The organism is Oceanicaulis sp. LC35, from assembly GCF_052055585.1.
In the GTDB taxonomy this organism is placed as follows: domain Bacteria; phylum Pseudomonadota; class Alphaproteobacteria; order Caulobacterales; family Maricaulaceae; genus Oceanicaulis.
The window spans coordinates 69136-87391 of the sequence record NZ_CP170485.1 but is presented as its reverse complement, the minus strand read 5'-3'; the positions used below and the strand labels follow the sequence as shown (position 1 = coordinate 87391).

Sequence of the window (18256 nt, the reverse complement as noted above, 5' to 3'; positions counted from 1 at the left end):
TATCTTTAGACCTAGATCGTGTCTTTTGCCTTAGCGAAGCGCGCACTCAACGCACCTGCGGCCCATCCCAGGCCCGCGCAAAGGCCCGCCGCCAGAGGCAAGACGAGGAAAAGACCGGCGTTTCTGCAGGCGTCCGGACCGTTCAGCTCACAGCCTTCCGCAAGGGACGCCGCCGTCTCTGTCAGCCCCAGCGCGACGATCTGGCCCAGCAGCACCGGGGCGCCCATGCCGATCATCATCCAGCCCAGCCAGGTCATGAAGCCCAGCGAGGCCAGCTTGCGACGCAGGGCGAAGGCCGCCAGCGCTCCGGCCAGCGCAGGCAAAGCGATGACCAGCGCCATCATCATGCCCGGTCGAGCTCCTCTTCGGGCGCTTCGATCTCGGCGAGCTCGGCGGAGGTGGCCTGCAGGTTGACGAAGGGCTGGCGCTCACCCTCGCTGACCGGCTTGCGGGCGCGGCGACGCCACAGCATGCCCGCGGCCAGAACGCAGCTCACGATCGCTGCGAATAAAAACAGGCCGCGCGGGCCCAGAGGTCCCGAATAGGCGACGCCGGCCACGATCGGGCCCAGCGTTGAGCCTGCGGCCCAGACCAGAAGCATGCCCGAAGCGATGGCGGGCAGTTCTTCCACCCGCGAGCGGTCTGCGGCATGCGCCACAGCGACGGAATAATACGCCAGGCTGGCAGCGCCCCAGAAGCCAACAAGCACCGCCGCCATGAACAGGTCCGGGTTCGGCATCACCACGAGGATCAGCGCAAAACAGCCGCTCATGATCGACAGGGCGGCGATCACCAGACGCCGGTCCATGCGGTCAGAGATCATCCCGGCGGGCCATTGGGTCACCATCGAGCCCAGATAGATCACCGCCATCAGAAGCGCCGCGCCGCCCGCCGCGTTCAGCGGATCCAGCGATCCTGCCCAGATCGGCATGAAGCCGAGCACGCCTGAATTGAGCAGACCGGCGGTGAACGCCGCCGCCGCCGCTGCGGGCGCGATTGAGAACAGGCGCGTGATCGGCACAGTCTCACCGGTGGGCAGGCTGGGCTGGGCGCGGCGGGTGAAAACGATCGGGGTCAGCGCCAGCGCCATGGCGGCGCCCGCCATGATGAAGCCGTCGCGCGCATCAAAACCGGGCAGCGCAATCAGGAAGGGGCCTGCAATCAGGCCGGCGCGCCCGATGATCTGATAGACCGAGATGACGGCGCCCCGGCGCTCGCTGGGGGTGGCGTCCGCAATCCAGCTTTCCGCCACCGCGAACAGGCCGGCGGCGCACATGCCAAACCCGAACCGGGTGATCAGCCACCACAGGAAGTGATCGCCCAGCGACAACATCAGGGTCAGGGCCGCAGCACCGCCCGCATAGCCCGCATAAGCCCGGATATGACCCACCGAGCGGATCATGCCCGGCGACAGCCAGGCCCCGAGCGCGAAACCGGCGCCAAAGGCGGCGATGACGGCGCCGATGGCCGGACGGCCCCAGCCCGCGCCGCTCATCGCCAGCGGCAGAGCCACGCCGAGCGCGCCCATCGCGGCCTGCAGAAACAGGGTTGCGACCATCACCATGGCGACATTGCGATAAATCAGCATGGGCGGCCTTTGCAGTCTGGGTCGGCGCGAGAGGCGTCAAGGTCATCATGTGGGCGTGCGCAAGGCAAGCCGTACGGTCAGGCCAGGCGCGCCAGACGTGCAAGCGCCCAGTCCAGCGATAACGGCCCGGCGCCGCGCAGGATGAGATACAACCCCAGCGCCAGATACGCCACCGTCGAGGTGAAGGCTTCCGGCAGAATGAACAGAATATGCCAGAGTGCGCCCAGAAGAATGGCGATGCCGGTCAGGCGGGTCAGGACGCCCGCCGCCAGGCTGAGGCTGGCGAGCGTAGCCGCAGTCAGGAGCAGCACAGCGGCGAAACCCGCATCCACCTGCCCCATGGTCCAGATCCGGGCCGCCGTCTCAAGGCCGTCCGTCGGCGTCACCCAGGAGCGCCAGCTGAGCGGATCATCCACCAGCGCGGCGTTCGCCCGCGACCAGCTCCACATCTGCACGATCAGCACGGCGCGAACCGCAAGCCCCAGCACCGCATCAAACAGGTTGGCGCGCGGCCCCGCCGATGACGCTTCGACCGGAACCGGCGGCGCAGCGCCAGCGCCGGGCCCTGCGGCGTCTCCCGCGCCCAGAAACAGGCGTTCAAACTGACTCGCGTCCTTCATGGCGTCCCCCCGCAACCATCCTGCCCGCAGGCTGCCCCTTCAGGCAATCACGCGCACGAAACGGCGCGCACGACGCCTGCGAGGCGTGACCTGCGAGACACGGCGTCAGAGCGCGCCAATGGCGGACAGGCTGATGCTTTCGCGACGCACCGCATCGCCCTCCATGTCCCGGATCTCGAGATTCAGACGGCCCTGATCCCAGTCGATGCCGATAACGCCGTAATTCTCCGGGCTGTACATGGACCCCAGACGGTTCGGTCCGGCCTCGGTGTTCTCCCGGTTGCTCGCCATGTTCAGCGCCGAAGAGGTGATCTCGTAGAGCGGATAGCTCGCCACATCATCACGGCGATAAAGGCCTGCAGAGTGACGATCGCCGGAAACGAACACCACGCCTTCTGCACCCGCCTCATTGATCAGGCGGAACAGGCGGTCACGCTCCAGCGGCATGGTCCGCCAGGCTTCCCAGCCATGGCCATCCGCCAGCACCTGAATGGAAGACACGATCAGACGCAGATCGGCCGGCTCCGCCAGCTGATCGGCCAGCCAGGCCCATTGCGCCGCGCCCAGCATGTCCTGATCGGGATTGGTGCTGGGGATGTAGCGCTCGCGTCCGGCTGCACCCTGCTCGTCCGTGGGGGTCAGGTCAGAGCGGAAATAGCGGGTGTCGAGCATGATGATCTGCACGCGCCGCCCCTCGGGGCCAAAGACCTGCGCGTCGTAAATGCCTTCACGCTGGCGACGCGCATCATCCTCGGGCGCGCGCCAGAAATCGAGAAAGAGCTGCTCGGAAAAGCCTTTGAACGGGAAATCCCGCCCCAGATCATTCATGCCGTAATCATGGTCATCCCAGGTCGCCAGCATGGGCAGGGCCGACCGCAGCAGGCGAAATTCGGGACGTGCGGCGAGCGCCGCGTAATTCTCGCGCAGCTCGGGCAGGTCGGCGTTATAGGAGCGCGCATCGCCATAGACATTGTCGCCCACATACATGAACAGGTCATGGGATTCCGCCGCGATGGTCGCGAGAATGGGGATTTCGCGCTGCGCGGTGTTGCACGATCCGAACGCGATCGAGGTGAGCACCGCATCCGTTCCCGGCAGGGCCGGACCTTCTGGAGCGACCGGGGCGACATACTCAAGCTGGGCGTAATACGGCGCCAGCGCCTCGACCGGGGTCCGCGGCGCACCTGAAGCCACGAGGCTGGGCGCGATCACCGGCTCGGTGGCGTCAGCAGGCACCGGCTCGGAGCAGGCGGCAAGCGCGAACAGGCCAGCGCCCAGCGTGAGTTTCATCCAGGTTGACGTCATCTCTATCCCCTGTCCGGTGCAATCCGCGGCCCAGCGCGTGCGGTCAGGGCAGGTGTAGCGCGGACCTGCGTCAGGTCAATGACACGCCGCCCGACCTAGCCGCCAAACACCACCACATGCATGAGCCGGCCGGGGATCAAGGTCGCCGCGCCCGGAATGCCCAGAGCGGCGATCATCAGCACCAGCGCAGTCGTTCGGTGACGCGCCACATTTCCCCGACGCGCATGAAGGGTCAGAAAGACCACCCCGATCACGGTTACCGGGATCAGAAGGTGCAGCAGGCTGAAACCGCTATTGGTCTCGCGAATGAAATAGGCGGTGCCCGCCACCGTCAGCATCAAACCCACCCAGACATAGCCGAGCGCGCGGTGCGGGATCGTGCCCTTGGGCGCGGAGAACTGGACCACGCCGAGCCCCAGCGCCCCCATGGCGGCGAGCGCATGGATCTGGATGTGCAGCGGCGCGGTCAGGAAGGCGTCGATATTCATCCCCGGGCTCCTTGCAGGGTGATGGCCATGTCACGGGTCTCGCCCGGGGCCAGAGTGAACGCCGCTTCCTCCCAGTTCGCGCCCCGGAAGCGCGGGCGGGGATTGTTGGAGAAGCCATAGCGCTCGCGCGGGATGCCAACAAAATTGGTGTCGAAGTCGTTATTGCCGTTAGCGTCATGAAACACCTGAATCCCGACCGGACCGGCTGGCAGCTCCTCAAGCTGGAGCCGGGCCTGACCTTCGGCAATCTCGACCCAGGCGGAGCGGAGCTCGTCCTGCCCGTTCCAGGCGTCCGCGCTGTCATAGACGCCCACCCAGACCCGGCCGGTTTGCGACGTCAGACCGTCAATCACCAAGGAGAGCGTCGCAAGGTCCGGCGCGGTTTCGGGCATCGCTTGCGCATGGGCTGAGGGTGCGAAGTGGAGCGCAAACAAGGCTGCGCTCGCAAGGGCCGCGGTTTTCATCGTCTTGTGGTTCATGTCCCGTCCTTTCACGATCTGACCGCAGCACGGCGCTGCGGGTCGCCCCACAGTGCTGCCTGCGGCGAACGGGAACGGGAAACGGTTCTGCGCGAGCGGACTGGACCTCTTCGCGAGTTGAAGCCAACCTGCCGTTCACGCTTCGCGAACGGGGGTAAGCGCATCAGTCATGCAAGACCGGGTCAGGACAACCCTGCGCGCCCTTGTGCAACCGGCGCTGATGGTGCTGGGACTTGGAACCTTCCTGGCCATCATGAGCCCGTTCGGTTCGGATGCCCTGGGCTGGCCCTGGGTGTGGGTTTACTGGACCGGCTTTATCGCCCTGGGCGGAGCCGTCGGCTTCTCGCTGGGCCATAATCTGCCGCGCTTGCTGCCCCAGGCGCCGGAATGGAGCATCTACGCACTCACAGCGGCCGGCGTCTCCATCCCCGTCACCTTCGGCGTCGCCTTTGTGAACGCCGGGTTCTCCCTGAAGATCAGCGCCGGTGATCTGGCCCTGACCTATTTTCTGGTGCTGTTCATCTCAAGCTTCGCCACCGCCGTCGTCTATGTGGTGGACAAGCTGAGCGGCGCGCGCGCCGGAACCGAAGAGAACGGCCTCAATGCGCAGCCGAGCTCGGCTCTGCTCGAGAAACTGCCCGTCGGGCTGCGGACCGCGGAGCTCTGGTCGATGAGCGCCGAGGATCATTATCTGCGCGTGCGCACCGAACGCGGCGAGGCCCTGATCCTGATGCGCCTGTCTGATGCGGTCGCGGCCTGTGACGCGTTGGAAGGCGCGCGCACCCATCGGTCCTGGTGGGTGGCGAAAAGCGCGGTCGCCGAAATACGCAAGGGTGATGGCCGGGGCGTCCTGATCCTCAAGGACGGCGTAGAGGCTCCGGTCAGCCGCACCTATTACCCCGCGCTACGGGAGGCGGGCTGGTTCTAGCGCCGGATCCGCTCCCGGTTCGCGGCCCAGTCTGCCCGGGACTGCCCCCAGACCTGCGCCTGTATGCCGAAGCCCGGCACCTCCGCGGTACGGCCCTGATCCACCGAGCCCAACTTGCGCGCCACAGCCTTTGAGTTGTCATTCTCCGGCGCGATCAGATGAATGACGCTGTCCCAGCCCAGCTCGTCGAAGGCGAAATCCATCGTGGCGGCGGCCGCCTCGGGCCCGAAGCCCTTGCCCCAGTGCGCCCGGGTGATCGACCAACCCACTTCCGGCTGGGGCCAGCCATGGGGCGCCCAGGGGCCGACCCGGCCAACCCAGTCCCCCGTCGCCTTTTCCTCTACCGAGAAGAAGCCATAGCCGCGCACGGCCCAGTGCCCGATGATCGTGCACAACTGTCGCCAGACCAAAGGCGCTTCCATGACGCCGCCAATATGGCGGGCAGCGACTTCGTCACTCATCAGGCCCACAAAGCCATCCAGATCGCGCTCTTCGGGCAGACGAAGGCGCAAGCGTTCGGTTTCAAGCACAGGTCCGTCAAGCATCGGAGGCTCCCAGGTCAAAGCCTGAGTGTCTTCATTCGACAGCGCGAGACAAGAGCTAGCGCGATTGCACCGCAGCCAGCACGTCTTCGGCCGAGATCCGGGTCGCATAGCCACGCTGCTGACCCAGTCCCGCCTCATGCCAGAACTTGGCGACCACCACACCGTCCCGATCAATCACGAAGGTGATGGGATAGGGCACGCCATGGGCCAGATGATCGGGATCTGCGTAGATCGGATCGCGCACACCAAACGCGTCAATGGTGGCGCTGCCCGCGTCCGACAACAGGGCCATGCTCAGATCACGCCGCTCCGCCACCTGCGCCAGAACCGGCTCCGGATCATAGGTTAACACCGCCACGGGCCAGCCCGCGTCGGCAAAAGCGTCCACATAGCCCTCAAGCTCCAGCGTCTGGCGCAGGCAGATCGGGCACCAGTCAAGCGAGCGGTTGAAGTACAGAACCAGACCCTGCTCACCCATCAGGCTTGAAAGCGTGCGCGGGGCGCCTTGCGCGTCCACAACATGAAGCTCGGGCGCCGGTGCGCCAATTGCAGGCCCGAAGCTTGATGCCGCCTCGGCCGCCGCCTGGGTCGGGCTTTGCGCCCAGGCGCCGGACACGGGCAGGGTGCAGGCAAGCGATACAGAGAGGGCGAGAACGAAACGCAACATGGGCAATCCTTGAAACCGGGCCCGAATGACGGGCGCTGTCGCAATCATGACCCGCACGCCCGGGCGAGAAAAGCGGCGGATCGGGCGATCGGGGCGTTCTCAAGCGATTGTGACCGTTCAGGGGCGCTTGGAGCTGAGCGCTGGTCGACGGCGTAAACCATGCTAAAGTTCGTCTCCGAGCCCGGCAGGACCGTGCAGAGGAGGCGATCAGTGGCGACGAATATCTTCCGCAAGAACCGTCCTGCACTTGGCCGACTGGGCCTGTATCTTCTTGTATTTGTAGGCGCCGCCCTGGCCCTGAATGCCTGGATCTTCACAGGCCCCGCCATTCAATGGTCGCGCACGCTCGAAAACCCCGACTGGTCGCCCTCGGGCGGCGTGATCGGAACCGTCTGGGTGGGTCTGTTCACCCTGATGGCCCTGGCCGCCTTCACCGTTGACCGGTACGGGGATGAAGCGAACAAGGGCTTCGCCCGTCTGGCGATCATCGCCCAGTATCTGGTGTGCATGGGCTGGACGCTGGGCTATTTCGGGCTTCAGAACGTCGCCAACGGCTTTTACGTCACGGTGCTGGCGCTGGTGCTCTCGATCCCGGTCACGCTGGCCGCGTTCCGGGCGTCCAGGCTGGCGGGCGCCCTGATGATCCCGCTGGTCCTGTGGCTGGGCTTTGCGCTGGTGCTGTCGTGGAGCACCTGGCGGCTCAACCTCTGAAGCCGCGCCAGACCGCCCAGGCGAAAATCGACACCACCAGCACGCCCGCGCCCAGCTCCGCCGGGCTCACGCCCCAGATCACCGGCTCCACCAAGGGTCCCAGCCGGCTCATCAACCCGGCGGCGGCCAGCGCAAAGCGTTCGCCGTGAAATCCGGCGGCGACGGCGACAAGCACCAGAAAGGCCGCGCCAAAGCCCGACAATCGGATCATCGCCCCCGGATCGGAGTTTCCCGAACGGGGCGCGCGGGACTTAGCGCTTATGAATCTTCGGGTTCTTCGGCTCACGTATCAGGCCCTAGTCCAGAGCGAACGCACGCTTAGGCTTTGCTTGTGAGAGGGTGAATTTTCAGGCATAGTATTCCGTGCACGAGCGGCTTGAACAAGGCCCGGTGAAGAGTATGGAAGACCCGAGTGCCGAACGCCTCTGACTTTGCCTTCCCCGACCGCAATCCGCAGGCTGTGCGCGGGACGCCGTGTGCACACACTACTGGCGCGGGACGCTGCGCGGACGGACGGGAAAGGACTCCTACCCATGACTACGGGTACCGTTAAATTCTTCAACACCGAGAAGGGCTTCGGCTTCATCACTCCGGATGAAGGCGACAAGGATGTGTTCGTGCACATCACCGCTGTGAAAGATGCCGGCCTGAACGATCTGCGCGACGGCCAACGCATTGAATTTGAAACCGAACCGGACCGTCGCGGCAAGGGTCCGAAAGCGGTCAATCTGAAGGCGATGGATTAATCGCCTTGCCTGCCTGAATAAAGACGCCGCGCGAGAGCCCTCGCGCGGCGTTTTTCTTGCTCTGGACTATGAGCCTTAAAGACAGCGGTACGCCGCCTCGATCAGCGCCTTGGCCCGGGCGTCGCCGACCAGCACATCCATCTGCCGGTTCATCACATAGGCGCCGGACAGGCCGCGCACCGGATCTGCAAACCCGCACGAACCGCCAAAGCCGTAATGGCCGACCGCCCGGGGCTCAGGCCCGAACGCCTCGGACGCGCGGTTGATCATCACCCCGGCCGCAAAGGCCAGATCAAAGGGAAGAACCTTGTCCGGCCCGCTGACGCGTTCGCGCAAGGCCGCCTCGATCACCGCGTCAGAGACAAACGCCTCGTCATCCAGTCGGCCTTGCGTGGCGAAGGGCGACATCAGGCGCGCAATCGCGTTCGCGGTGCCATGACCATTGGCGGCGGGCAGTTCCGCCGAGCGCCAGGCCGCCGTGCCCCGCCGTCCGGGCGAGGACCAGGGTTTGAGGAAGGCCGCCGCCTTCTCAGGCGTCATAGAGCCCAGATGCGGCGGGCGCGGGGGCAGAACATGTTCGGCTGCGCGCGCATGCTCGCTTTCGGGCACGCCGATATGGAAATCGATGTCGCGCGGCCCGCAAATCTCCTCGCGCAGGATCGCCCCGACCGTGCGCTTGCCGGCGTCCGCCCGGCGCACGATGGCGTCGGCGATCACGCCATAGCTGATCGGGTGATAGCCCGAACCCTGCCCCAGCGGCCACATGGGCGTCATGGCGGCGAAGCGGCTTTCCATCAGCTCGCGATCAAACCAGTCCGCCGGCTCCATCTCGTCCGGATAACCGGGCAGACCCGCCTGATGGGACAGGGCCTGGGCCAGGGTCACCTCGCCCTTGCCCGCCTGGGCGAAGTCCGGCCAGACATCGGCGACCGGGGCGTCATAGTCGAGACGACCCTGATCCACGAGCCAGGCCACGACCAGCGCCGTGATCGCCTTGCCGGTGGAGAAGACCGGAACAATCGTTTCAGCCGTCCAGGGCTGCTCGCCCTTCCGGTCGGCATGGCCTGCATGGATGTCGACGAGAATTTCACCGTCGCGGATCAGCGTAAAGCCTGCGCCCAGCTCGCCGCGTTCGGAGAAGTTCTCTTTGAAAGCCTCGGCGACCAGCTCGAAGCCCGACGCGAGATGTCCGTGAATTTCAATGCTCATGAGCGATCAGGTATAGGCCCGCAGGCCCGGTTTCAAGCGGGATGAGGCCATCAGGCGTGAATGGCCATGATCAGACCGCGCCCGTCCTCGGGCGGGTCTTCAGGCATGCGCCGCGCCTCTCCCGCCGCAATGCGCTGGGCGGTCAGCACGCACAGGCCCGCATCAATCAGATCATCGGGCGCACACAGGGCGGACTTGAACGGATGCGGCTCGAACAACACCTCGGGCAGGCCTTCGCGGACCAGAAGCTCCATGCGTTCCCGCCGCCCTTCCCTTGTCTTCTTGCGATGCCGGGCCGGGGCGCCGGACAGCACCGTGAAACTCACTTCGGGATGGGTCTCGAACACCACGCCGCGCGACACATCCGGCGTCATCAGCGCGTCTATTTCGCGGATCTTGGCAAAGAGGTGGAACGCCTGCTTTGACAGACCCTTCCCGCCCGCTGCGCGATTGAGCTGATTGGCCTGCGCATAGTCTGACGCCGTCAACGCCATGCGCATCGGGGAGGGGAAGACCGAGCTGCGCCTTGGGCCCAGCAGGGCGCGCGCCTCGCGCTCGCACGCCCGCCCGGGCGGGCTGGTCGGCTGGTCCTGAAAGCCGATGGGCATATCCACCGCGATGACCTGAGCGCCCCAGTCAAACGCGCTTTTGAAGCTCTCAAACACGGCCCGGCGCGGCGCTTCGATGCCATTGAGGTCCACCATCACCCCGGCCCAGCCCGCCTTGCAGCCATCCAGCCCCATCACCCAGGCCGGGCGTTGGGCGCCGACCCGTCGCAGGGCGGGCGCGCGCAAGGGCGTCTGCAGCGTCTCGCGCGTCAGGCGCAAATCCCGGGTCTCGCCCGCAAGGCGCGTCTCTTCCAGAACATGGGAAATGCGCGCCATGGCCCTCGCCGCCGCATCACGCCAGCGTGCGCCCGACAGACGTTCGACCAGAGCACTGGCGGCGAACACGTCCCCGGTCCCGAACGGCGCGGGATCAATCCGCGGCATCCGGGCGCTGAACGCATCCTCCGCCGTAACGGTGATGACCGAGACCTCATTGCGATCAGCGGGCGCGGACGTGCACAGCACCACCGGCGCCAGTCCCCGCGCGGCCCTCACCGCGTCAGCGGGCGTGGTGATCGCCCCCCCACTCAGCCAGGCCAGCTCGAACCGGTTGGGCGTGATGACGCTGGCCAGAGGCAGCAAGTCGTCGCGTATCGCCCGCGCCGCGTCCGCGCTGATATACAGCCCGTCATCCCTGCCATCGGCCTGCCCGTCTCCCAGGATCGGGTCCACCATCACCAGAAGATCCGGACGCCGGGCGCGCGCCTCAGCGATCAGGGCTGCGGCTTGCCGGATCTGGTCGGGATTGTGAAAATAGCCCGTGAAAATCGCGTCCACACGACCCAGCGCGCCATTGGCTTTCACCCCTTCAAGCGCCGACGCCAGATGCTCGGTGGAGACGGGTCCGCCCCCGGGCGCCCCCAGTGCAGGGTGCCGCCCCAGCATCACGGTAGGCACGAAAAAGGGCCGGATCGACCGGGCGTTCAGCACCTGCGCCGTCACGCCGCCGCCCACTTCGCTCGTAGCGACCAGTGAACTGATGACGAGAACAGACGTTTGGGGAGTGGTGTCAGCCATGCGCCTTATGTAAGCCTTTGCCTCATGATGGACGATTCCTCTCACACACTTCTGAACGCAAGACTTATGCGATCGGTCCTGTTCGTGCCGGGCGACAAGCCCCGCGCGCTGGACAAGGCGCCGGGACTGGGCGCGGACGCGATCATCCTGGATCTGGAAGACGCCGTCGCCCCCGAACGTAAATCCGAAGCCCGGGCCCAGGCGCGCGAGACGATCCCCCGGTTCCGGGCGCAGGGTCTTTATACGGTGTTGCGCATCGCCGAGCCCGGATCACCGGATCTGGCGGCCGATCTGCCTGTAGCGAGCGCCGCCCGCCCCGATGCGGTCCTGATCGCCAAGGTCGAGACCCCCGATCAGCTGGCGAGCATTCGCCAGCGACTGGATCAGGCCGGTTATGACGGCCCGGTCTGGGCGATGATCGAAACTCCGCTGGGCGTTCTGAATGTGGACGCCATTGCCCGGCAGGCGCAGTTCTCGCGTCTGGAAGCGCTTGTCGCGGGCGCCAATGACCTTGCGGTGGGCCTGCACCTGCCCGACACCGACCAGCGACGCGAGGTTCTTACCCCGCATCTGTCGCGGCTGGTGCTGGCGGCGCGCGCCATGAAGCTTCTGGTGCTGGATTCGGTTTTCAATGCCTACAAGGACGAGCCGGGGTTTGAGGCTGAAGCGCGCCAGGGCCGTGCGCTGGGATTTGACGGCAAGACCTTGATCCACCCCTCCCAGATCCAACCTGTACACCGCGCCTACGCCCCCAGCGCCCGCGAATGCGACTGGGCGCAAAAGGTCGTGGACGCCTTTGCGGACCCGGCCCATGCGGGCAAGGGCGCCGTTCCGGTCGAAGGCCGGATGGTCGAACACATGCATCTACGCGCCGCGCGAGCCGTGCTTGCCGCCGCGCAAACCCGGGAGTGAAGAATGGAATACTGGCACAATCCGCGCTGTTCGAAATCGCGCGAGGCGCTGGCCCTGCTGGAGCAGCACGGCATGCGCCCGACAATCCGCGAATATCTCAAGGAACCGCCCAGCGCCGATGAAATCCGTTCGGTGATCTCCAAGCTGAGGCTCTCCAGCGCGCGCGAGCTGATGCGCACCAAGGAAGATCTCTACAAGGAGCTCGATCTCAAATCGGTCGAGGATGAGGACGCGCTGATCCAGGCCATGGCGGACAATCCCAAGCTGATCGAGCGCCCGATCCTGATCCATGGCGCACGCGCCGCCCTGGGCCGTCCGGTCGAGCAAATCCTGGATGCGTTATAATTACATAAGACCTTTGGCGGAGTGTCACCAAGTTTCAAGACTTTAGGATGAAGCTCGAAGAATGCGTCATCCTGGGGCCTTTGCATGGACAACCTAATCACGCTCGATGCTTATCAAAGCATCGCGAGAAAGAGGGCGCGCGAATTGCCTATGCGAATCGGCACCGCGCTCTTCGGCGCGGTTGTCATGTATCTGGCGGGTCTACGGCTCTTCGCCATCGCCTACGCTCTTCTGGCGGTGGGCTCTCAAGTTCTGGATCACTGGCTGGCGTCCAGATTCCGGGATGAAACGCGCAACGCCCCGGTGACGCGCGCCGAAAAGTTCCGGGCGAACGTCTCCATGATGGTCGCCTCCACGATCTATTCTTCACTCAGCATCGGGCTCTGGAACGCCTGGGGCGAGACAGGAGAGTCCATCGCCCTTCTGCTGCTGTGCGGATCACTGTTTCACATCGCAGTGCATTCCAACGAGGATTTGCCGCTCACCCTGAGCGGCGGCGGTCCTGCTGCGGCCTATCTGCTGGCGCTGCCGGCCAGCGCCCTGTTCCGCGATGGCGAGATGAATGTGGAATACGTGCTGGCGCTCATCGCCGCAGCACTCTTCTTGTTGCACTTCTTTGTCGCTGCACGCCGCTTTGGCGCCGCCAGCCGCCGCATCAAGGACGCCTATCGCCAGGCTGAGCGGGCGAACGTGGCCAAATCACGCTTCCTCGCCAATATGAGCCACGAGATCCGGACCCCGCTCAATGGCGTCATGGGCATGGCCCAGCTTCTGGGACAGACCGAACTTGATAACCGTCAGCGCGACTATGTGCGCATGCTCAACTCCTCGGGCAGCGCGCTGCGGGGGCTGATCGACGACGTGCTGGACATTTCCCGCATCGAGGCGGGCGAGCTTGAGCTCGATGACGCGCCTTACATACCGGCCGATCTGCTGCGCAAGGCGTCCGACACCATCGCCAGCATGGCTGCGAGCAAGAAACTGCGGGTCGAGCTCGATATCTGGTCAGAGCTTGAGCAACCGGTGATGGGCGACGCCACCCGCATCCTGCAAATCCTGACCAATTTCGCCGGCAATGCCGTCAAGTTCACCGATGCCGGCGCCATCGCGATCAGCGGCCGCCTTCTGGACTCCACGCAGATGGAGCTGAGCGTGTCCGACACCGGACCCGGCATCGCGCCCGATCAGGTCGACTCCATCTTCGAGCGCTTCAGCCAGATAGATGACAGCGTGGGCCGTCATCATGAGGGGGCAGGCCTGGGCCTGACCATCGCCCAGGAAATCGCCCATCTGGCAGGGGGTGAAATCGGCGTTGAAAGTGAACTCGGCGCAGGCAGCCGGTTCTGGGTCCGCCTGCCCTATCGACTGGCGGCGAAGACGCAAAGCGACCCGATCCCAACCGACCTGCCCTCCCCGGTCCGGCAGCCGGCGTCTGAAGCGCGGCCTGCACGTACGGCCCTCGTCGTGGAAGATAACGCCACAAACCGCAATCTGCTGACGGTCTATCTGGAGAACACCGGCTGGAGCGTCCTGCAGGCGGAAAGCAGTGCGCACGCCCTCGCCCTGATGGACAAGACCAGGACCGATCCCGACGCCGTCCTGCTGGACCTGCACATGCCCGGCCTGTCGGGCGAAGACCTTCTGGTGCATTTGCGCAGCGTCTATCCGGACATGCCCGTGGTCATCGTCACCGCCGATGTGACCTCCGGCACCGCCCAGCGCCTGCGTGATCGCGGAGCGGCGGACTGCTTGTCAAAGCCCCTCAATCTCGATCATCTCGGCGCCCGGCTCAACCAGCTCACCCTGAAAGCCTCGGCCTGATTGCGCTAGAGGGGTTTGAAGTCCGGCCCTTGCGTGCGCATAGCCGGACCGAGATCCCGACCATGCCCGGCACGATAATCATCAAGCGCCCATTTCACGCTGGGAAAGGCGAGATCGGGCAGCGGCAAGGCGTCCCAGTCATAGAGCGCCACCTCCCGGCTTTCCGGTCCGGCGGCGAAATGCGGATCGCTCATCCGGGCGCGAAAGAAGATTTGCACCTGGGACAGGCGCGGGATGGAGTAAATCGCCAGAACGCCCTCAAGCTCCAGCGTGGCGCAGGCTTCCTCGCGCGCCTCGCGCAAGGCGGCCTCCTCCACACTCTCCCCCTGCTCCATATAGCCTGCCGGCAAGGTCCAGAAGCCTGACCGCGGCTCGATCGCCCGGCGACACATCAGAACGCGGCCATCATCGGATATCGCCACCACCCCGGCGACGATCTTGGGATTGACGTAATCAATGAAGCCGCAGGTTCGACAGACCCTACGCTCCCGATCCTCCCCTTCAGGCGTCACGTGATGAAAATCGGGATATGTATCAGTCATCGCGAACCCCTTGCTGCATTAGTCGTTTGCTTATCCTGTTCCGTATCAGGAGGACCTTGTTATTGAAACGTCGTCAAACCCGGCTATGGTTGTTTTGTTCCGTCGCCGGAGGGTGAAATATGGCTGACGCACTCGATTTCGACCTCAACGCTTCGCCGGGGCATCTGATGCACCGCGCCCAGCAATTCGCTGCGGAACAATTCTCCGAAGCGACGGGCGGCGTTCAGATCACCCAACGCCAGTTCGCCGTGCTCTGCGCGGTCCATGATCAGGAAGGCCTGACCCAGACCCAGCTGGTGGCCTCGACGGGGATTGACCGTTCGACGCTGGCAGAGCTGGTCTCGCGCATGGCCGCCAAGGGGTTGCTGGTTCGGGAAAAAGCGCCGGGCGACGCCCGCGCCAACGCCGTGCGCTTCACCGAGGAAGGCCGCAAGCTGCACGCCACCGTCATCGCCGGGGCGAAAGCGGCTGACGACGCCATCCTGACGGCTCTGCCCAAGAACAAGCGCGCCAGCTTCGTCGAGGCCCTCAACCGTATCGCCCGCGCCTCCGAGCTCGGCGCGGAAGCGGCCAAGGAAGAAGCCAAGAAGGCCAAGATCGCCGAGAAGGAAGCCAAGGCGAAAGCCAAGGGCGGCGACAAGAAGAAAAAGAAGAAGAAGAAAAAGGCCGCAGCAGCCGCCGCCGAATAGGCGGGCTGCTCGGGCTTATTGCACAGCGCTCCAGTCGATCGGCTGGCCGCCCGCTTCCGCCCAGGGCCCGGCCAGACGCTGTATCCAGACAATATCGGTCACAGCCCCGCGCCAGCGCGCGCGGATGATGCCGTCGCTATCCACGATGAAGGTTTCCGGCGGCCCGGTGACCCCAAGCTCGAACCCGGCGCGACCTTCCGGGTCAGCGGCGAGCCCTGTAAACGGATCGCCCAGCTGGTTGAGAAATTGCGCCGTATCCGCCTCGTCATCCTTGTAGACGATGCCATAGATCGGCACGCCCTGGTCCGACATCGCCTCAAGATAGGGATGTTCGATCCGGCAAGGCGGACACCAGCTCGCCCAGACATTCAGAAGATAAGGGCCTTCAACCGTATCCGGATCAAACCCCTCGTCGCGGAAGCTGACCGCCTCAAGCGGCAGGCCGAGATCGCTGACACGCTGGCCGAGGATCGGGTCGCCCCCGCCTTCGCTCGGACGCAACAGGGCAATGGCGAAAATGGCGAGCAACAGGCCCACCGCCATCACCGGAAACCAGGTCATGATGTTTTTCATGCCGCATCCTCGTCCGCGACGGAGGCTGAGGCGCCCGGCTTCAGGGCCGCTTCCTGCGCTTCAAGGCGCGCCAGACGGGCGCTGGCCTTTTGACGACGGCTGACCGCCATCAGGACAAGCCCGGCGCTGCCCAGAAAGCTGAGCCCGTAGGACACCCAGACATAGACGGCATAGCCGTCCATGGCGAAGAAATCGGTGATCGCGCTCACAACTCGGCCTCCAGTTCCAGACGCCGTTCCCGGCGGCGCTCCAGCGCTTCAGCCCGGCGCTCCATGAGCATGGCGCGCATCTGGGTCAGCACGAGGGCGAGATAGAGCACGGTGAAGCCGAGCGCCATGATCGCCAGCGGCCAGAGCTGGGAGGCATCAATCGTCGGCCCGTCAAAGCGGAAGACGCTGGCGCCCTGATGCAGGGTGTTCCACCAGTCCACCGAGAACTTGATCACCGGCAGGTTGATCAGCCCCGCCATGGCGAGGATTGCGCCTGCGCGTGCGGAGAGCTTCTCGTCCTCGATGGCGCCGCGCAGGGCCATATACCCAAGATACAGGAGAAACAGCACCAGCATGGAGGTCAGGCGCGCATCCCAGACCCACCAGGCGCCCCACATGGGACGACCCCAGAGCGAGCCGGTCGCCAGACACACAAACGCAAAGACCGCACCCGCAGGCGCGATGGCGCGTGCGGCAAGGTCAGCCAGGTTATGCCGCCAGATGAAGTAGACAAAGCTGGCTCCGCCGAGGCCCGCATAGGCGAACATGGCGAGCCAGGCCGCGGGCACGTGCACATACATGATCCGCACGGTGTCCGACTGCTGATAGTCGCCGGGCGAGAAATACAGCGCCCAGGGCAGACCGATGGCGAACAGCACGGCCGTGACGCCCCAGCACCAAGGGATCAGCGCGCGCGCAAGGCGGTCGAACCGTTCAGGATTGGCGAAATAGCTCCACATAAACCGATCACCTAGCCGGGCCGGCCCCAACGGGCAAGCCGATGCGGCGCTGGGCCGCAATCAATTCTATTCCAGACGCGCCTTGAGCGCTGCGGCCGCCCCGAAGGGCGCAAGGGCCAACGCCGCCAGCGAACCCGCCAGCGCCATCATCAGATTGGGGCCTTCGAGCCCTGTTCCATCCATCGCGGCGCGGCCTGCGCCGGCGGCGAACACGAGAAGCGGCACCTGCAAGGGCGCGGCGATCAGGGCGATCAGAAGCCCCGCCCGTTTCAGCCCCGCCGCCAACGCGCCCGCAAAGGCTGCGATAAACGCCAGTCCTGGCGCAGCGAAGGCCAGCCCCAGCGCGAGCACAAAGGCCGAGCTGACATCCATGCCATAGGCCAGCCCGCCAATGAAGGCGAGCAAGGGCGTCGTCCAGAACACCGCCAGAATGAAGGCCAGCGTCTTCATGAACACCGAGAGCGCCAGCCCGACCGGAGACAATGCGTAAAGCTCCAGCGTGCCGTCGCTGGCGTCCTCGCTGAAGATGCGCTCGGCGGGCTGCAGCGTCGCCAGTAGCGCAGCGAAGGCGATCACGCCCGGACCGGCGGCCTGAAGGGTGTCCGCGTCCGGACCAATGGCGAGCGGCGCCAGCGCCAGCGCGGCCAGATTGAACGCCGCCGGTCCCGCCGGACCGCCGCCGCCGGCAAAGGCCAGCCGTAACTCGCGGGTGAAGATCGCTCCCATCGCGCTCATCCCACACCCGCCGCGGTTTTGGTGGGGGCGGGGCGCAAATCCTCGACCCTCGCGCCCGCCCACCCCAGATCCACATGGGTGGCGGCGATGACAATGCCGCCTGCCGCGCAATGCTGGCTAACGAGCAAGGCCAGACGCTCCCGCGACCGTGCATCCAGTGGTGCAGCCGGTTCATCGAGCAGCCAGACCGAACGGTTCGACAGCGCTATCCGGGCCAGCGCCGTGCGCCGTTTCTGCCCCGCTGACAGCGTGCCGCAAGAGCGCCGCGCCAGATGCGCCAGCGCCAGATCGACCATCACCGGATCGAGCGTCTTGAGATCGCCGCCATAGAGCCCGGCCCAGAAGCGGAGCGATTGCTCGACGGTTTCAGACGGTTTGAGCGCGTCGGCATGACCCAGAAAGGCGACCGCCTGCGGATCCAGCGAAATCTCGCCTGCTGCAGGCCGCACCAGACCGCCCAGCGCGCGTAACAGCGTGGTCTTGCCCGAGCCGTTCGGCCCCAGCAGCACCAGCGCCTCTCCCGGTTTCACATCCAGCGAAAACCCGCTCAGCAAGGTCTTGCCCCCGCGCTCAAGGCGCAGGCCGGAGACCTTGATCGGAGACGGAGAAAAGGCGGTGGAACTCATGAGCAGAGACTTAGCCGCAGTTCGGGCAAGGGTCCAAGGCTGAGATGTCGCAGCCCCAGTCATCCCGGCGTCTCAGGACTTTTCAAATCCATTCTTGTTCGCGCAAGACCCGATTGCTACCGTTAAGGAATACTTAACGCGGTCTGACCGCGC

24 protein-coding genes are annotated in these 18256 nt (G+C 65.4%); 7 read left to right on the top strand and 17 right to left on the bottom strand.

Features of this window, described 5'->3' with window-relative positions; translation table 11 throughout:
- Positions 1-11: 11 nt before the first annotated feature.
- The 6 genes from ACFELO_RS00470 to ACFELO_RS00445 form a co-directional block, all read right to left on the bottom strand.
- Positions 12-347 (bottom strand): hypothetical protein, encoded by a 336-nt coding sequence (locus tag ACFELO_RS00470; RefSeq protein ID WP_440958615.1) that lies wholly within the window; start codon positions 345-347, stop codon positions 12-14.
- On the bottom strand, positions 344-1588 hold the full coding sequence (locus ACFELO_RS00465) for an MFS transporter (RefSeq protein ID WP_440958614.1): 1245 nt from the start codon (positions 1586-1588) through the stop codon (positions 344-346). Before ACFELO_RS00465 ends, ACFELO_RS00470 begins: the two co-directional genes overlap by 4 nt.
- 77 nt (positions 1589-1665) lie before the next feature.
- Positions 1666-2208 carry a hypothetical protein gene (locus tag ACFELO_RS00460; RefSeq protein ID WP_440958613.1) on the bottom strand — a complete coding sequence of 181 codons (543 nt, stop codon included), beginning with the start codon at positions 2206-2208 and terminating at the stop codon, positions 1666-1668.
- Positions 2209-2313: 105 nt separating this feature from the next.
- Positions 2314-3513 carry an alkaline phosphatase D family protein gene (locus ACFELO_RS00455; protein ID WP_440958612.1) on the bottom strand — a complete coding sequence of 400 codons (1200 nt, stop codon included), beginning with the start codon at positions 3511-3513 and terminating at the stop codon, positions 2314-2316.
- 95 nt (positions 3514-3608) lie between these two features.
- A complete protein-coding gene (locus ACFELO_RS00450) occupies positions 3609-4001 on the bottom strand; it encodes a DUF2306 domain-containing protein (RefSeq protein ID WP_440958611.1) in 393 nt (130 codons plus the stop codon).
- Complete coding sequence (locus ACFELO_RS00445) at positions 3998-4480, bottom strand: DUF2141 domain-containing protein (RefSeq protein WP_440958610.1); 483 nt, start codon at positions 4478-4480, stop codon at positions 3998-4000. The genes ACFELO_RS00450 and ACFELO_RS00445 overlap by 4 nt, the downstream gene beginning before the upstream one ends.
- Before the next feature lie 169 nt (positions 4481-4649).
- On the opposite strand from ACFELO_RS00445, the gene ACFELO_RS00440 reads away from it, so the two are divergent.
- Positions 4650-5408: a LytTR family DNA-binding domain-containing protein gene (locus ACFELO_RS00440; RefSeq protein ID WP_440958609.1), complete on the top strand. Its 759-nt coding sequence runs from the start codon at positions 4650-4652 to the stop codon at positions 5406-5408.
- On the opposite strand, the gene ACFELO_RS00435 is transcribed toward ACFELO_RS00440, so the two are convergent.
- Both ACFELO_RS00435 and ACFELO_RS00430 read right to left on the bottom strand, forming a co-directional pair.
- Entirely contained in the window at positions 5405-5953 is a 549-nt protein-coding gene (locus tag ACFELO_RS00435) for a GNAT family N-acetyltransferase (protein ID WP_440958608.1), read from the bottom strand. The genes ACFELO_RS00440 and ACFELO_RS00435 overlap by 4 nt on opposite strands.
- Before the next feature lie 55 nt (positions 5954-6008).
- The gene (locus ACFELO_RS00430) at positions 6009-6620 is read right to left on the bottom strand and encodes a peroxiredoxin family protein (RefSeq protein WP_440958607.1); all 612 of its coding nucleotides are present in this window, start codon (positions 6618-6620) and stop codon (positions 6009-6011) included.
- A gap of 210 nt (positions 6621-6830) precedes the next feature.
- Between ACFELO_RS00430 and ACFELO_RS00425 the strand changes: the two genes are divergently transcribed.
- Positions 6831-7331: a TspO/MBR family protein gene (locus tag ACFELO_RS00425; protein ID WP_440958606.1), complete on the top strand. Its 501-nt coding sequence runs from the start codon at positions 6831-6833 to the stop codon at positions 7329-7331.
- Here ACFELO_RS00425 and ACFELO_RS00420 read toward each other — a convergent pair.
- Positions 7321-7542 carry a hypothetical protein gene (locus ACFELO_RS00420; protein ID WP_440958605.1) on the bottom strand — a complete coding sequence of 74 codons (222 nt, stop codon included), beginning with the start codon at positions 7540-7542 and terminating at the stop codon, positions 7321-7323. The genes ACFELO_RS00425 and ACFELO_RS00420 overlap by 11 nt on opposite strands.
- 322 nt (positions 7543-7864) lie before the next feature.
- Between ACFELO_RS00420 and ACFELO_RS00415 the strand changes: the two genes are divergently transcribed.
- Positions 7865-8077 carry a cold-shock protein gene (locus ACFELO_RS00415; protein ID WP_009802223.1) on the top strand — a complete coding sequence of 71 codons (213 nt, stop codon included), beginning with the start codon at positions 7865-7867 and terminating at the stop codon, positions 8075-8077.
- 75 nt (positions 8078-8152) lie between these two features.
- Here ACFELO_RS00415 and ACFELO_RS00410 read toward each other — a convergent pair whose 3' ends face one another.
- Together ACFELO_RS00410 and ACFELO_RS00405 are read right to left on the bottom strand one after the other, a co-directional pair.
- A complete protein-coding gene (locus ACFELO_RS00410) occupies positions 8153-9286 on the bottom strand; it encodes a serine hydrolase domain-containing protein (protein ID WP_440958604.1) in 1134 nt (377 codons plus the stop codon).
- Between the two features lie 50 nt (positions 9287-9336).
- Positions 9337-10911: a PfkB family carbohydrate kinase gene (locus ACFELO_RS00405; RefSeq protein WP_440958603.1), complete on the bottom strand. Its 1575-nt coding sequence runs from the start codon at positions 10909-10911 to the stop codon at positions 9337-9339.
- Positions 10912-10935: 24 nt separating this feature from the next.
- Between ACFELO_RS00405 and ACFELO_RS00400 the strand changes: the two genes are divergently transcribed.
- The 3 genes from ACFELO_RS00400 to ACFELO_RS00390 all read left to right on the top strand — a co-directional run bounded on the left by ACFELO_RS00400 (position 10936) and on the right by ACFELO_RS00390 (position 13989).
- Positions 10936-11823: an HpcH/HpaI aldolase/citrate lyase family protein gene (locus ACFELO_RS00400; RefSeq protein ID WP_440958602.1), complete on the top strand. Its 888-nt coding sequence runs from the start codon at positions 10936-10938 to the stop codon at positions 11821-11823.
- Positions 11824-11826: 3 nt separating this feature from the next.
- Complete coding sequence (arsC, locus tag ACFELO_RS00395; RefSeq protein ID WP_440958601.1) at positions 11827-12168, top strand: arsenate reductase (glutaredoxin); 342 nt, start codon at positions 11827-11829, stop codon at positions 12166-12168.
- A 150-nt stretch (positions 12169-12318) separates the two neighbouring features.
- Entirely contained in the window at positions 12319-13989 is a 1671-nt protein-coding gene (locus ACFELO_RS00390) for an ATP-binding protein (protein ID WP_440958600.1), read from the top strand.
- A 5-nt stretch (positions 13990-13994) separates the two neighbouring features.
- On the opposite strand, the gene ACFELO_RS00385 is transcribed toward ACFELO_RS00390, so the two are convergent.
- Positions 13995-14531, bottom strand: coding sequence for an NUDIX domain-containing protein (locus ACFELO_RS00385; RefSeq protein WP_440958599.1), 537 nt, complete (start codon positions 14529-14531; stop codon positions 13995-13997).
- Between the two features lie 119 nt (positions 14532-14650).
- Between ACFELO_RS00385 and ACFELO_RS00380 the strand changes: the two genes are divergently transcribed.
- Positions 14651-15220: a MarR family winged helix-turn-helix transcriptional regulator gene (locus ACFELO_RS00380; protein WP_440958598.1), complete on the top strand. Its 570-nt coding sequence runs from the start codon at positions 14651-14653 to the stop codon at positions 15218-15220.
- A gap of 15 nt (positions 15221-15235) precedes the next feature.
- Here ACFELO_RS00380 and ACFELO_RS00375 read toward each other — a convergent pair whose 3' ends face one another.
- From ACFELO_RS00375 to ccmA, 5 genes are all read right to left on the bottom strand, one after another.
- Positions 15236-15781, bottom strand: coding sequence for a DsbE family thiol:disulfide interchange protein (locus ACFELO_RS00375; protein WP_440958597.1), 546 nt, complete (start codon positions 15779-15781; stop codon positions 15236-15238).
- Between the two features lie 8 nt (positions 15782-15789).
- On the bottom strand, positions 15790-16002 hold the full coding sequence (gene ccmD / locus ACFELO_RS00370; RefSeq protein WP_440958596.1) for a heme exporter protein CcmD: 213 nt from the start codon (positions 16000-16002) through the stop codon (positions 15790-15792).
- Positions 15999-16742, bottom strand: coding sequence for a heme ABC transporter permease (locus ACFELO_RS00365; protein ID WP_440958595.1), 744 nt, complete (start codon positions 16740-16742; stop codon positions 15999-16001). The genes ccmD and ACFELO_RS00365 overlap by 4 nt, the downstream gene beginning before the upstream one ends.
- A 66-nt stretch (positions 16743-16808) precedes the next feature.
- The gene (locus ACFELO_RS00360) at positions 16809-17477 is read right to left on the bottom strand and encodes a heme exporter protein CcmB (RefSeq protein WP_440958594.1); all 669 of its coding nucleotides are present in this window, start codon (positions 17475-17477) and stop codon (positions 16809-16811) included.
- Positions 17474-18103: a heme ABC exporter ATP-binding protein CcmA gene (gene ccmA / locus ACFELO_RS00355; protein WP_440958593.1), complete on the bottom strand. Its 630-nt coding sequence runs from the start codon at positions 18101-18103 to the stop codon at positions 17474-17476. The genes ACFELO_RS00360 and ccmA overlap by 4 nt, the downstream gene beginning before the upstream one ends.
- Between the last annotated feature and the right edge of the window lie 153 nt (positions 18104-18256).